Origin of the sequence: Helicobacter pametensis ATCC 51478, assembly GCF_000518225.1 — a bacterium.
In the GTDB taxonomy this organism is placed as follows: Bacteria; Campylobacterota; Campylobacteria; order Campylobacterales; family Helicobacteraceae; genus Helicobacter_G; species Helicobacter_G pametensis.
On sequence record NZ_JADE01000008.1, the window covers coordinates 59,265 to 73,259 of the forward strand.

The window sequence follows — 13,995 nt, forward strand, 5'->3', positions numbered from 1 at the left end:
TAAAAATTATTTTACTAAAAGATTAATACACAAACTCCTCGCCCATTTCATCCTCGATCTCTTCTCTAATCTCCTCTTCAAGTTCTCCCATGGGATAGAGCTTATTCCACGCCTCAATGAGTGCTCTCTCTTGCTTGGATAGAGGGATATTGTATTTTTTGCTCATATATAGATAGCTTCTTGCGATGTAGCCTTTGGAATAATCTGCGGGATAGAATCTCCTCTCTTTGAAATTGGTATAGACTTTGCAGTTTCCATATTGGCTGAACTCCAATCCTTTGGGAGCTTCTGAATATCTGAAATTACTTCGATCCCCATTGATCTCCCCCACACTTGGGAAAAGGATATGTAGATCTGATTCCATTGAGCGAAATTTGGGATCTTTTTGACAAGCTTTTCTTCCGCCCTTTTTCCAGCAGGGCAAATGTCGCCCAAAATTTTCAGCAGGCATAATATGCTCAATCTCCACTCTTGTCGCTCTTTGGTTGGGTTTGCCTTTTTTGGTCAGTGGGTTGCGTGGAGTGTAGTTGGGGCTTTTGTGTAAGATGTATTTTCCTCTAATGATGTCAAAAGGCACTTGGCAATAAAAAGTCTTCATATACTTCTCCCCAAGATCCAAAAACACATCTTTTAGTCTTCTTTTGGCCTCTTGAAAGTTTTTGGGTGGATGTGCATGAAGCAATGCAGCAAACAAGAGCATACAGAGTAAGATTTGGGACATAGAAATCCTTGGGAGTAAAAAATGCAAAAGGTGAAATTATATCTAGTGCCAAAGTCAAAATATCTCTGGCATCCCCTGTCTCCAAAACATTTGTCCAAAAATGGATTTAAATTCGTGCAAACATGGTAAATAAAAAAAACAATACAATTCCAATGAAAGTTTTGGGGTGTTGATCGCACACCTTCTGGGTGATAACAGCCAAGACAATGACCCCATTACTTCTCATAGACACTAAAATAAAATTTATCTCCAAAAATTGTGAAGTTCCCCTTCAAACTCCCTTTGTATGTGTTTTGATTTTGAATAGTGTATTTATTAAGTTCTTGTTCTATGTATTGCACTAATTGCATTTTGGGTGCTCGATTTAGATGCTTTGAAGAGTTTGATGGATTTTTGTAGCGATACACGATTGCACCTATAAAAAGATCTACAATTTGAATAAAAGCAGATGTGTCAGATTCTAACATATAGGCATTAAAGACCTGCTTAAGCTTTCTTATTTCATCTTCAAAAAATAAACCATCCTTAGGTTTATTGAGATAATCTGCGAGAATTGCGATTTGATGACCATCTTTGCAGTGTTGCTTGATATGTGCTTTTGCAAATCTTAGATGAGTATCCCAGACTGTCGTTTGTTTTCTGACTTTTTCCTTATCGATAATAAAGATCGAGAAGTAAAAATGCTCATAAGATAGGCAGGTTTGGATAATTTCTTGATACATGGGAAGAAATTTCTTACTCTTAAGAGAGCTAAATTTTAATTCTCCCATTTTGGAATCCTCTTTTTTGGAATTGGCGATAATGATTCCTTTGTGTTTTGCCTTAATTGCTGTGATCTTTTGCAATAACCTGCTTGTATCATGAAGTCTTAACAAGCCAAGTGCAAAGTAGGGCTGTGCTACATCATTGCTCAAAACTCCTGTTTCATCCATAAAACCAAAAAAACACACTAGCCTCCATTCTCTTAAGATTTTATCACCCTCCTCTATCTTTTTATGATTTGTTTTTTGGTTTCTAGGCAAGTTCAACATTTTGTTTTTGGATTTTTGAGCTCTGTTAAGATTTTTTCTCTTGGGATTAGAGGATTATTTTTTGCCAAAGTCAAAATATCTCTGGCATCCCCTGTCTCCAAAACATTTGTCCAAAAATGGATTTTGATGAAAGAGCAAGGATTAGGATAGAATCCATTTGATTTCTAGGGGTGCTAGAGGCTTTGTCTTTGGCTGAGATTAGACCCATGAACTTGTGAGGTAATGCTCGCGGAAGGAAAGAAATGTTACGACTTATATGGCTTTCATCGACCAATCTTTCGGCTTTTTTCTATGTTGTTTTGTGCGGTGTGTGTGTTGTGGTGGCTTGGATTAGCTATTGGAGTGGATCTAGCACGCTTGGTATCTTTGTGGCGATTTTGGGGATTTTGTATGCTTTTTTTGCAGGGGAGGGTCGGCTTGTATGTTTTGTTTTTGGGATCATTTATTCCATCCTTTATGCCTATATCGCCTTTGATGCGAAACTTTATGGCGATGTGATGCTCAATCTTCTCTATCTTCCTATCAATATTTTGGGACTTTGGACTTGGAGGAGGAGCTGGGGAGATGAGAGAGTTGTGGTGCGAACTTTGGGGGTGTGGGGGATGAGTGTGTGTGTGCTTGGGGTGCTTATCTTGAGCGTGGGGTATGGAGTGTTTTTGGATTTGATTGGATCATCGCTGGCCTATTGGAACGCTTTGAGTGTGGTGCTGCAGATTTTGGCTTTTTATCTTCAGGCTAAGTGTTATGTGCAGAATTATTTGCTTGTGAGCATAGCCAATGTGATTTCGATCTTGATGTGGTGGATGATCTATCATGAGGATTCCAATGCTTTGCCACAACTACTTAATATGCTTGTGTTTTTGGGGATTGGGCTGTGGTATTGGAGGATTTGGTCTCAAGAGGTGGGGAAATGAAAGTAGTGATTTTGGCAAATGGGGAATTCCCAACAAAAAAAGAGCTCATAGCAGAGCTAAGAGAAGCTCAATTTTTGGCAGTGTGTGATGGAGCAGTGTGTCATCTTGAGGTCTTGGGGATTGAGCCAAGCATCATTATTGGTGATCTAGATAGCATTTCTTTGGAGTTGAGAGAGAAATATGCCCATAAGATTGTCCATATCCAAGAGCAAGAGAGCAATGATCTCTCTAAGGCATTTTTTCATTGTGTGGGCTTGGGGTTTGATGAGTTTGTGATCCTTGGAGCTACAGGAAAGAGAGAAGATCATACATTGGGGAATATTTCTTTGCTTTCTTGCTATGCAAGGCGGTGCAAAGAGGTGGTGATGAAAAGTGATTTTGGGGAGTTTGGTATCTATTCTTTGCCTTGTGTGATCCCCTCGCTCAAAGGGATGCAGATTTCTTTGTTTTGTCTTGATCCCAAAGCCAAGATCAGCTCCAAAAACTTAAAATATCCTCTAGATTCCTTACAGCTCCCACTTTGGGCAAATGGGACGCTCAATGAAGCCCTAGGATCTTGCTTTGAGCTTGAGGCAGATAGTGGCACTCAAGTGATTGTGTATAAAGCCTTTTGATTGTTCAAAATATTTTTACTTTTTGTTGTGTTTTGGTGGAATAGAGTTTTATTGAGTTTGGAGAAATCCAAATCAAATGACAAATTTAGACAAGGAGGCAACAATGGAGTTTTTAGAGATTTTTCTCATCTTTATTGCACTGCTTTTGATGATTTTTAAGCCAGAAAAAGAAAAATTGGCATTTGGAATTCTTGTAGGGTCATGGATTGTGATGGCTGTGATTTATTTTGGAATGCGAACTGGGAATATTCTCCCAATCATCAATTTATAGGAGGATTCTATGCAAGAGAAAAATGCAAGATTGTTCTACACTTTGATGTGTTTGGCTGGATTTTTTATCATTTTGATTCCTGTGGGGATTGCTAATTTGGTATTTGGATATATGCTTGGGGATAGTCCATGTACTTCGTGTTGGGGACAGCGAGAATCTATGATCTATATCGGAAGCACCGCGCTCTTTATTGTGAGATATGGCTTGAAGCCAAGATATATCTCATTTTTGCTGATTGCTACTGCATTTGCCCTCTGGCAGTCATTTAATCATATTGCTTGGCATGCGATTGGGGATCTTGATCAAGGCTTTAGCTTGCTGATTTTTGGAATGCGTAGCTATGTTTGGGCTGAGGTGGTGTTTTGGTGTGTGGTATTGTTTTTGGGCGTGATGTTTGCTTTTGCACCAAGATTGAGTGAGCTGGAAGTGCATGGTGCGATGAGGGAAGTGGGTGGAGCAGCGCGCGTGGCATTTTTGATCTCAGCTTTGATTGTCGGATCCAATGCTTTTCAGGCTTTTGTGAGTACAGGGATTCCGCCATTTGTAGGGCAGGGGAATCCAGTGCGCTTCACACTTGATCCAAAATACATCATCTGGTCTTCACAAAATTGGAAGAAATTTTTCACAGATTTTTCTGTGCTTGGTGTGCGTGATGTGAAGGATCCAGATTATGCATTTGCTCCATCTTCAAAACTTGGAATCAGTTTTACCCAAAAAAGTGATCAATCTCCCTTTGAGCGCATTGATTATGCTCTCAAAATCAAAGATGAGAAAGTTATCAAGATTGATGCTCCACTGAATACTTTGAGTGAGATTTATGGAGAATATATTGTGAGTTCAAAGCATCATGTGTATTTTCTTTCTTTGGATTCTCAGAGCAGGGATTTATTTGAGCTTGATCCTTATTTCTCATCAACGATCAATCCCATCATTGGAATCATCCCCTATATGAGCCACAAGTATTTGCTCATGGGATCCAATAAAACCTATTTGAGATTCCAAAAAAATGCTCAAGCCAATGAGCGTCTTCAATATGCTGATTTCATCAAGGGGGCAAATGCATTTGAGGGGCAGGGAGAAGGTTTGGGAAGAGGAAAGTTTTTGACTGTGAGGGCAAAATTCCATCATATTCTTAGCATTGCTACAGATGGAAAGTATATCTACACAGCCACAGTCCCCAATAACAAAGATAAAAAGACTTTTGTGATCTCAGCATTTCTATCATCAGATCTAATGCTCTCAAGAGAATTTACTCCTACTGCTCACCTCAAAAATGGGCGCAGCTTGGGAGATCTCTATGTCACAGGGATGAGTTATTATGGGGGCAAACTTTATGCTCTAAGTAAAAATTACAATGTGATTGCTGTGATCGATCCTATCAAAGAGCAAGTTGTGAAGACGATTAGCTTCCCAGAGACGATCAAAAATGCACGAGGTATTGTGGTCAAAAAAGAGGGGATTGAGATTCTCTCTTATCAAGATGGAGCCAATCTTTTATTTACTCTTCAATAGAAGAGATTTTCTTTTAATAATGATTTAAGCTTGTGGGTTATTCTTGCAAAAACCTCCTCAAAGGATTTTTGTATGATAACCCCAGAAGAATTATTTCTCCAGCGTAGAAAATTTATGAAACTCGGCATAGGTGCAAGTGTCGCCCCTTTTTTGATCGATAGTTTGATGGCACAAACCTCATTTGGTGCTCCACTTGATTATCTCCCACAAAGTTCATCACTTAAGCCCACAAAAGAAGAGCACGCTACAAGCTATAACAATTTTTATGAATTTGGATTTGGCAAAAATGATCCCAAGGCAAACTCTAAACATTTTGCCCCCTCTTCTTGGAAGATCCAAATCACAGGTGAAGTGCAAAATCCCATGCAGATAGAGCTAGAGGATTTGCTCAAAAAAGTCAAGCTTGTAGAGAGAATCTATCGTCTAAGATGTGTAGAGGCGTGGAGTATGGTCATCCCTTGGATTGGGTTTGAGTTGCGTGAGCTTTTGAGTCTTGTCAAGCCTACAGCTAAGGCAAAATATGTAAAATTTACCACTCTTTTTGACCCTTCACTTTTTCCTGCTCAAAAAGCATTGTTTTCTTCTATTGATTTCCCTTATGTGGAGGGGTTGAGACTTGATGAGGCTAATCATCCTTTGAGTATTTTGGCTGTGGGGATGTATGGGAAGACACTCTTGCCTCAAAATGGAGCTCCCATCCGCCTTGTCGTACCATGGAAGTATGGATTCAAATACATCAAATCCATTGCCAAAATCGAGCTAGTCAGTGAGCGCCCTATCTCCACTTGGGAGAAGCAAAATCCAAGAGAGTATGGATTCTATGCCAATGTCAATCCAGATGTCCCTCATCCCAGATGGTCTCAGGCTAGTGAGAGAGTGATTGGAGAGAGAGGGAGACAAAGGACGCTTTATCTCAATGGATATGACAAGGAAGTGGGATATTTATATGATGGGCTAAATCCTAAAAAACTATATTAATTTTGGCAAAACATTTGTATTCTTTCTTCTTTAATTTAGTTTACAGAGTGGAAAATGAGGAAAGTAGTTTTATTTTTTGGATTTATTTATGGATTGTTTGGAGCTCAGCCAAGTTCTGTTGTGCAAGTAAGAGCAGATCAAGTGCTAGATGGCAAAGTGTTAGTTCAGGCCAATGGAGGAAAACCAGATTGCTTGGCTGTGAGGAAAATTGATGGTGAAACCTTTGTGGGGTTGGCTTCGTGTGATTCAAATGCTTTGGTGGGGCGCTATGATGTGTATAAGCGTATTGGAGTGAGGGTGCAGGGAAAATGGATGTGCTTTTCTTTGCGACCTGGCCTGACTTCTGGAAGAGGAAGTATTGATCATATTGTTTTGCGCCCTTGTGTGCTTAACGATGATACGCAGTGGTTTACGATTCAGAATGGATTGATGAGATTAGAAAAATATCCCAATATTCAAGTCAATGTAGCTCGAGGGCTTATTGTGGCAACATCAAAGCAACCTGTGGCAAGTTTTAATCTCTTTGATCCTGTTATGAAAGATTGGTATAAAACTTTGGCTAAGCCTATTAATTATGCGCTCAAGACAAGTATGATGTTTAAAATCTTAGAAAATAAGACTCTCAAAGATTATTATCTTACTCCCAATGGAATGAGTGCAGAAGAGACTTTTATATATCATGATCCACAAGAAGGGACACTCTTTGATTTTGTGGATGGAAAAAGAATTTGTTTATCAAGCAAGTTGAACAATAAGGATGTTTCTTTCATCTCTTGGGCAGATTGTGATAGTGCCGTTTTGCCTTCAATGCGTTGGAATTTTGATCAAATGCAGGGGGGATACATCTATGATGAAAGAGGAAATATTTTAGATGTTGCAAGGGGACAATCTAGGGGGACACCGATGGTAAGCACGCGTCGCGCATTTAAGCAATATGCCAATACGGGATTTGGCTTTTGGGGAAATTTTTTCTTTGACTCTAAAATGGATGATTTGCATAATTTTATTGCCAAGAATTCGAGCTTTCAAGCTCAAACTTGTGGGCTAGAGAAAAGAAGAGTGAAGCGTGATGGAAGCAATCAATCTCTTGCAGATTTTGATCCCAAAAAAGGAGGATGGAGAAGCCGGTTGTACCATATTGCCATTACAAGCGATTCTTCTGCTGCACGAGCGGGTGTATGTGGAATCTGTATGATTCAAAGCTATGAGATCTTGGCTTTGCTCACTCAAGTTTTTCCACACACACAAGTGATTGATCCAGGTAATGTGGGATATTTTTTCAATTATGCTCAAGGAACAAACCCCTTTATTTCTCTTGAAACTAGATCACCTAGTATTAATCGTGTTTTGTTTTCAGCGCTCAATTATTGGGGTGATGCTTTTAATCCTGATTTGACGCTTTATATGAGAAGTGTACGGGCATTGCAAGGTGTAACAAACTACATTCTTCCACAATCCAGATGGAATCTAAGAACTTCCGTGTTTGATGCCTCATCAATAGAAGATGAAATTAAATATATTTTGAACTCTCCTCCTGGAAGTCTGTTTATTGCTCTTATTAATCAGGAAGATGAGCCCAATTTTAGCGGGCATGCTGTACCTATTGTTCGCACGCGTGCTGGGGTTATTGTGATTCCAACAAATGTTCCTTCAGCTACACTGACTGAATTTGGGACATTTATTGAGCCACGCACGACATTAGAGGCACTTGCAATGGGACTTACTAATAATGGGTCCTATCGCATTGCTGCTTTAACGCTTTTAGAGAGAGGAGAAAGCAATCCAAACCTTTTGGAAAATTTGATGGAGCAAAATGACTGCAGTGGAGAGGGATCAAATCGACGCGGAAATGGGATGGAGGTCGATCCAGATCATGCCAATGCCTGTGGAAGTGAGCATTGTTCTTTGATGGAGTGGGAATAAAGTTTTAGGGCTTGAAATGAAATGTTTGCGAGAGAGCATTGTTTTTTGGGCATTTGTAGCATTTTTGTTTGGAATCTTTCGCATTCTTGAGCAATTTGGAGGATTGAGTGATCCTGTCAAAGTGTTTTATTTTTGGAGTGGGTGGCTATGCTTTGGCAGTCTAGTGCTTGGGTTGCTTGGGAGAAAATGGGGGAGATTCTTGGGGCATTGTGCCTTGGCTTTTGGTCTTTTGCATTTGAGTATTTTTGTGTATTTTGACTTTTATTTTGCATGGGATTTGATGTTTGAAGAGATCGGTGAAAAGACCTATATCTATCTTGGGATCTTCTCACTTTTAGGGATGATGGTGCTTGGGGGATTTTCTTTTGCACGGAGATTTTATCGCCCACTTGTTTATTTGGTGCTTGTGTGTGTGGCTTTGGGGTTATTGCATATTGTGATGATTCAGAAAGTATTGGCAGTGTGGCACTGGCTAGTCATTGGAGGTGTGATTTTGATTGGATTTTGGAAAGTTGGAAGTTTTGTACCCCGTGGTTAGGGGTTTGTGACTTTTGAGGATTTATAAGAGGGGATAAGGACAAAAAGCTCTTTTAGATCGATTTGTTTTTTGCGATCAAGATTGCAGAGCCTAAAAATAAAGGGATTTCTTGTAGAAACAGATGGATCATAATTGACGCACAAAACCCCACCTTTGCTATAGGCTTTGAGTTGAACTGCTGTTGTTGAGGAAGGAATGATTGTAAAAACAGTGTCGTATTTTTTTGAGGATAAGTCTTCCTTGCAGTTTTTTTGTGTGAGGCGATTGTTGGATCTATCAAGTGCAAGACAGAGATTTGGATTTTTGCTTTGAGCAATTTGAATGAGACTGAGACCAAAGCCCGCACTCACAGGCTCATAGAGCTTTTGAGCAGAGAGATCAATCAGGCGCCAATCAAAGCTCTCTTCAGTGACTGGGAAATTGAAACCAATGGCATTGCCTGAGTAAAGATTCCTCATAACAAAGGGCGTTGTGAAGTCAGCTAGATCTTTTCTGGCTGTATTTTCTTGTGCAAGTAGCAATGTGGTATTTAGCAAAATAAGAAATGTTGTGATGTATCGCATAAGCTCTCCTTAAAATCTTCCAAATCTAACAGGAAAATGATCTGAAGCAAGATAGCTTCTCACACTCGCACTCATCAAAATCGCAACGATTGCAGGGAGTGTTGGAGCGCTTGGTGCTTGCGTGGTTCTTCCAATGATCCCATAGTCCAAAACTCTATCTGCACTACTGCTTGAATGTGTCGCTGAGTTTGTTGCAAGGATGCGAATATTATGCAAGATGCGCCTATCTAGTCCTGCTGATAGTGTCGCTGGATTACGATTGAAATCTCCAGCGACCATCCACTCTACATTTGGCTCAAGATTGAAGTGATCATGGATTGCTGTCACCAACGCTCCAGAATCTCCCCCTCCTCTAGCAAAAGCATGGATATTAAAAAATGCATCATCACCGATTCTAATCCCAAGAGCTGGCCTAGATCGCTCTGGCGCAATTACTGTTTGATGGATGACGATCACACTATCAGCACGCCTATTGGAGACTATGGCAAGATTGACGCGTCTAGCCCCCACATCCAAATCTGCATGATAGATATAGACCATATTGGGTCTTGAACTTGTGCCAAGCTCCCATGTGTATTCTCTTAGTGGAATCCCCACATCAAACACCCTGCCAGTCGATACTGCTGTGTTTGGAGGCCTTCCAGCTTCTTGAAGCATGAGAATATCTACAGGATTTTCACCAGTGATTAGCTGACGCACACTGATATTCCATTTATTTTCTGTAAGGGCTGAAGAGCCTTGAAGATTCCAAGTCCCAACTCTATAATTTTCCAATCCCCCAAAAACAAAATCAAAAACCAAAGTACAAAGGATAAAAATTCGCTTCATCAGACTTCCTTTATCTATAGAGCAAAGATGTGATCAGCATTGATCGCAGGTGCAGTAAAAAACCATTGTTGATCCAGATTGGGCTGGGTTTGATCAGAGCATCTGACTGTGTAAATATAATAAGCAGTTGTTGTCCTGATAGTCGGAGTTTGCAAACATGTCCCTGTGCCCGCGTTTTTGAGCTGAATGGCTTGATTGTCAAATGGATTGATGGTCCAGAGCTGATATTTGTTGTTGGCATCACATTTGGCATGCACAACGCCATTTCGATAAGCTGAGAGACAATTTCCAGTCCGCTCATTTTTAATCTGGATTGTTTTGTTGGCATGTGAGAGGATTCTCCAAACTCTTGCATTGCCAAAGCTTAGGCTATCTTTTGGCGTGTATCCCCACACCCATTGATTTGCCCTTAGAGCCCACACTGTAAGCAATCCCCCACTGCTGCTCATAATAGACACAGGATCAGAGACAAGTGGCCCAAATGAACCTTTTGAACTTAGGGCATTTCTAGGGTTTTTGCCATCTTTTCCAATAAGAGTGGGTTGTGTATCATCTTGAGTGGGTGGAGTGGGTGTCTGACCGATGCCAAGTTCATCTTGGAGCACTGGAGAGGCTTGTGCTTGAAGATGAACACAGCACAAAAAATAAAAGAGACATAATGTGATTTTCTGCATAAACTCATCCCAAGAATTAGATTTGATTGAAAAATTATACTTGTAGATGAGAATTTTTATAGATTCTCATAGATACTATTTTTGATCGCTCTATTTTTGATGCCCTTCTAGTTTCAAAAGTTTTTTCTTCTTCTCTTTGCCCCAAGTATATCCTCCAAGTTGCCCATTTGAGAGAATCACACGATGACAAGGGATGAGGATTAGGATAGGGTTTTGGGCAAGAAGAGAACCTATGGCTCTATAGGCCTTGGGGGATCCTGCCATTTGAGCTAGCGTCTGATAGGTGATCATCTCTCCATAAGCTAAGTTTTGAAGGGCTTGAAGTGCGCGTTTTTTGAAATCACTTCCTTTGATTTCTAGGGACAAAGAGAAGGTCTTCAAAGATGATTTGAAATAGGCATCAAGCTGTGATTGGCATTCTTGTATGAGTGGGTGGGGAGACTTTTGAGCATTGTGTGAGATTTGTTGAGAATCAAAATGTAGTAAAACAATCTTTTCTCTCTCGATTACACAATAAAGATCACCCATTGGCGTTCTAATCCTCTCAAAGATTTGATTCATCGTCCATCCTAACTTTTGGTTAAAATTTTGCCTATTTTACTTCTCCCAAAGGAAATAAGCCATGGATTACAAAGACACAATGAAGCTCCCTCAAACGGATTTCCCAATGCGTGGAAATCTCCCAAACAATGAGCCAACAATCTATCAAGAGTGGAAAACATCTGCTTTTAGGGCAATGCAGGAAAAAAGGGCTGGGGCGAGAGAAAAGGGTGAGAGTTTCACTCTCCATGATGGTCCCCCTTATGCCAATGGACATATCCATATCGGCCATGCAGTCAATAAAATCCTCAAAGACATCATCACAAAATTTGCTTATTTTCAAGGAAAATATCCCCATTATACGCCTGGATGGGATTGCCATGGATTGCCTATTGAGCAACAAGTAGAAAAAAAGATCGGAAAAGACAAGAAAGACACTCTTCCTAAGGCAAAGATCCGAGAGTTTTGTCGTGATTGGGCGAAGGATTTCATCAAGATTCAGTCTGATGAGTTTCAATCCCTTGGGGTTTTGGGGGATTTTGAGAATCCTTATAAGACGCTAGATTTTGCCTTTGAGGCAGAGATTTATGGAGCTTTGTGTGAGATTGCCAAAAATGGACTTTTGGCACAGCGCTATAAGCCAATTTATTGGAGTTGGGCGGCTGAGAGTGCGTTGGCAGAGGCTGAAGTAGAGTATGAGGAAAAAGAGAGTGATTCTGTCTTTGTAGCCTTTGCCTTGAGTGAAGAAAGTCTAGAGAAGCTTGGAATCTCAAATGGAGCTTTTGTGATTTGGACGACGACTCCTTGGACGCTCCCTGCCAATGTGGCAATCGCCCTCAAGCCTGATGAAGTCTATGTCCTCACTCAAAATGGCTATATCGTTGCCAAAGAGCTTTTGGAATCTTTGAAGCAAAAGGGAGTGATCGCTCAAGAAGATCAAATCATCAAAGAGTGGAATTCTAGAGAGCTTGAGAGACTTAAAGCACTCAATCCTTTGAATCAGAGAGAGAGTTTGATTATTTTGGGAGAGCATGTCAGCACGACTGATGGGACGGGGTGTGTGCATACAGCCACTGGGCATGGAGAAGATGACTATCGCGTGGGGTTGAAGTATGGCTTGCCTACCCTTGTGCCTGTGGATGAGAAGGGACGATACAATGATCTGATCCTCTCACTCAATCTCTTGCCTAGTGAATTTTTGGGACAAAACATCTTCAAAGCTCAGCCCAAAGTGATGGAACTTTTGGGAGATTCTTTGCTTAAGCATATCAAGATCAGACACTCTTATCCGCATTGCTGGAGGACACATGAGCCTGTGATTTTTAGAGCTACGACTCAGTGGTTTATCTTGATGGATAAGCCTTTTAAAGAGGGCAAGACTTTGCGTGAAGTGGCACTAAGTGAGATTGAATATGTGAAGTTTTACCCCGAAAGTGGGGCAAATCGCTTAAGAGTAATGATAGAAAATCGTCCTGATTGGTGTATCTCAAGACAGAGGGATTGGGGAGTGCCAATTGCATTTTTTATCGATAAGAAAACTCAAGAAGTGATTTTGGATGATGAGGTGCTAGAGCATCTTCAGAGAATCTTTGAGCGTGAGGGATGTGATGCTTGGTGGAGCAAAGAAAATGTAGATCTCCTGCCTCAATCTTGGAGGGATCGAGCGAGTGAACTAGAAAAAAATCAAGATATTTTAGATGTGTGGTTTGATAGTGGAAGCACTTGGAAAGCTGTGCTTGAAAGTAAGCAATACAATGCTGGATCTTATCCTGCCAATTTGTATCTTGAGGGGAGCGATCAGCATCGTGGATGGTTTCAAAGCTCGCTTTTGATCTCTTGTGCGATCAATGCTAAGGCTCCATTTCAAAAGGTGCTCACTCATGGATTTTGTGTCGATGAGAAGGGTGAGAAGATGAGCAAAAGCAAGGGTAATGTGATCGCTCCTGAGCAGGTGCTTAAAGATATGGGTGGGGAGATTTTGAGGCTTTGGGTGGCAAGCAGTGATTATCAAAATGATCTCAAAATCTCAAAAGATATTCTCAAACAGGTGGGAGAGACTTATCGCAAGATTCGCAATACGCTTAGATTCCTTTTGGCCAATACAAATGAATGTCAGAGCTTGAGCGATCCTAAAGAGTGGGGTGAGATTGATTTGTGGATCTATCATCTTGGGATGCAAGTTTTTGATGAGGTGAGTGCAAATTTTGAAGAATTTGAGTTTGTCAAGGGTCTAAGTCTTTTGCAAAATTTTATCGCCAATGAACTGAGTGGAATCTATCTTGAGCTATGCAAGGATGTTTTGTATTGTGAGAAAGAGGAGAGCAAGAAGCGTCAGGCGAGTGTGAGTGTGATGGCGATTTTGGCAAGAGAGATGCTTTTTGCCATCGCTCCTATCTTGACCTATACAGCAGATGAGGCACTCAACTATGCAAGTGGGGCGATCACAGATGGAGGCAAGATTGAGAGTGTGTTTGACTTGGCGCGCAGTGAGGTGAGGGTGGAGCAAAAGCCAAGAGCTAATTTTGATGAACTTTTGGAGATCAAAAATGAGTTTGAAATCGTGCTTGATTCGCTCAAAAAAGAAGGAAAGATCAAAAGCTCTCTTGAAGTAGAGATTGCGAGTGATTATGGGTTTGGTGAGCTAAGTGAGTGGCTGATCATTTCCAAAGTGAGTACTCATTGTGAAGGAGAGAGATTGGGAGGATTTGAGGTGGGAGGCAGAAAATTTGACATCCATCGATCAAGCCAATATAAATGCCCAAGGTGCTGGAGATATACAGCAGAGAGTGAAGAGGCATTGTGTCAAAGATGCTCTGAGGTATTAGAAAACTAATCCTCACCCCCCCCCCTTTTTTTTTGCTTTTTGTTTTTTTAATATGTAATGAGAA

The 13,995-nt window shown here is 40.7% G+C and carries 14 protein-coding genes; 8 read left to right on the plus strand and 6 right to left on the minus strand.

Annotation, left to right across the window (positions count from 1 at the left end; translation table 11 throughout):
- Positions 1-22: 22 nt before the first annotated feature.
- Both T391_RS0102305 and T391_RS0102310 read right to left on the minus strand, forming a co-directional pair.
- Positions 23-721: an endonuclease gene (locus tag T391_RS0102305; RefSeq protein WP_027326982.1), complete on the minus strand. Its 699-nt coding sequence runs from the start codon at positions 719-721 to the stop codon at positions 23-25.
- A 215-nt stretch (positions 722-936) separates the two neighbouring features.
- Complete coding sequence (locus T391_RS0102310; RefSeq protein WP_027326983.1) at positions 937-1,671, minus strand: DUF3800 domain-containing protein; 735 nt, start codon at positions 1,669-1,671, stop codon at positions 937-939.
- Between the two features lie 323 nt (positions 1,672-1,994).
- Between T391_RS0102310 and pnuC the strand changes: the two genes are divergently transcribed.
- The 7 genes from pnuC (at position 1,995) to T391_RS0102350 (ending at position 8,502) form a co-directional block, all read left to right on the plus strand.
- Positions 1,995-2,666 (plus strand): nicotinamide riboside transporter PnuC, encoded by a 672-nt coding sequence (gene pnuC / locus T391_RS0102320; RefSeq protein WP_027326985.1) that lies wholly within the window; start codon positions 1,995-1,997, stop codon positions 2,664-2,666.
- The gene (locus tag T391_RS0102325) at positions 2,663-3,280 is read left to right on the plus strand and encodes a thiamine diphosphokinase (protein WP_027326986.1); all 618 of its coding nucleotides are present in this window, start codon (positions 2,663-2,665) and stop codon (positions 3,278-3,280) included. Before pnuC ends, T391_RS0102325 begins: the two co-directional genes overlap by 4 nt.
- A 103-nt stretch (positions 3,281-3,383) precedes the next feature.
- Positions 3,384-3,551, plus strand: coding sequence for a disulfide bond formation protein Dba (gene dba / locus T391_RS0102330; RefSeq protein WP_027326987.1), 168 nt, complete (start codon positions 3,384-3,386; stop codon positions 3,549-3,551).
- Positions 3,552-3,560: 9 nt separating this feature from the next.
- Positions 3,561-5,063 carry a disulfide bond formation protein DsbI gene (gene dsbI, locus T391_RS0102335; protein WP_027326988.1) on the plus strand — a complete coding sequence of 501 codons (1,503 nt, stop codon included), beginning with the start codon at positions 3,561-3,563 and terminating at the stop codon, positions 5,061-5,063.
- 72 nt (positions 5,064-5,135) lie between these two features.
- Positions 5,136-6,041: a protein-methionine-sulfoxide reductase catalytic subunit MsrP gene (gene msrP / locus T391_RS0102340; protein WP_027326989.1), complete on the plus strand. Its 906-nt coding sequence runs from the start codon at positions 5,136-5,138 to the stop codon at positions 6,039-6,041.
- Positions 6,042-6,095: 54 nt separating this feature from the next.
- A complete protein-coding gene (locus tag T391_RS0102345) occupies positions 6,096-7,964 on the plus strand; it encodes a DUF1561 family protein (RefSeq protein WP_027326990.1) in 1,869 nt (622 codons plus the stop codon).
- Positions 7,965-7,980: 16 nt separating this feature from the next.
- Positions 7,981-8,502: a cytochrome b family protein gene (locus T391_RS0102350; protein WP_027326991.1), complete on the plus strand. Its 522-nt coding sequence runs from the start codon at positions 7,981-7,983 to the stop codon at positions 8,500-8,502.
- Here the strand turns inward: T391_RS0102350 and T391_RS0102355 are convergent.
- The 4 genes from T391_RS0102355 to T391_RS08735 all read right to left on the minus strand — a co-directional run bounded on the left by T391_RS0102355 (position 8,499) and on the right by T391_RS08735 (position 11,128).
- Positions 8,499-9,065, minus strand: coding sequence for an RICIN domain-containing protein (locus T391_RS0102355; RefSeq protein ID WP_027326992.1), 567 nt, complete (start codon positions 9,063-9,065; stop codon positions 8,499-8,501). The genes T391_RS0102350 and T391_RS0102355 overlap by 4 nt on opposite strands.
- Positions 9,066-9,074: 9 nt before the next feature.
- A complete protein-coding gene (locus tag T391_RS0102360) occupies positions 9,075-9,893 on the minus strand; it encodes a cytolethal distending toxin subunit B family protein (RefSeq protein ID WP_027326993.1) in 819 nt (272 codons plus the stop codon).
- Positions 9,894-9,907: 14 nt separating this feature from the next.
- On the minus strand, positions 9,908-10,567 hold the full coding sequence (locus T391_RS0102365) for an RICIN domain-containing protein (RefSeq protein WP_051420544.1): 660 nt from the start codon (positions 10,565-10,567) through the stop codon (positions 9,908-9,910).
- A gap of 90 nt (positions 10,568-10,657) precedes the next feature.
- Positions 10,658-11,128: a methylated-DNA--[protein]-cysteine S-methyltransferase gene (locus tag T391_RS08735; RefSeq protein ID WP_027326995.1), complete on the minus strand. Its 471-nt coding sequence runs from the start codon at positions 11,126-11,128 to the stop codon at positions 10,658-10,660.
- Positions 11,129-11,189: 61 nt separating this feature from the next.
- On the opposite strand from T391_RS08735, the gene ileS reads away from it, so the two are divergent.
- Entirely contained in the window at positions 11,190-13,940 is a 2,751-nt protein-coding gene (ileS, locus tag T391_RS0102375; protein ID WP_027326996.1) for an isoleucine--tRNA ligase, read from the plus strand.
- Positions 13,941-13,995: the final 55 nt, after the last annotated feature.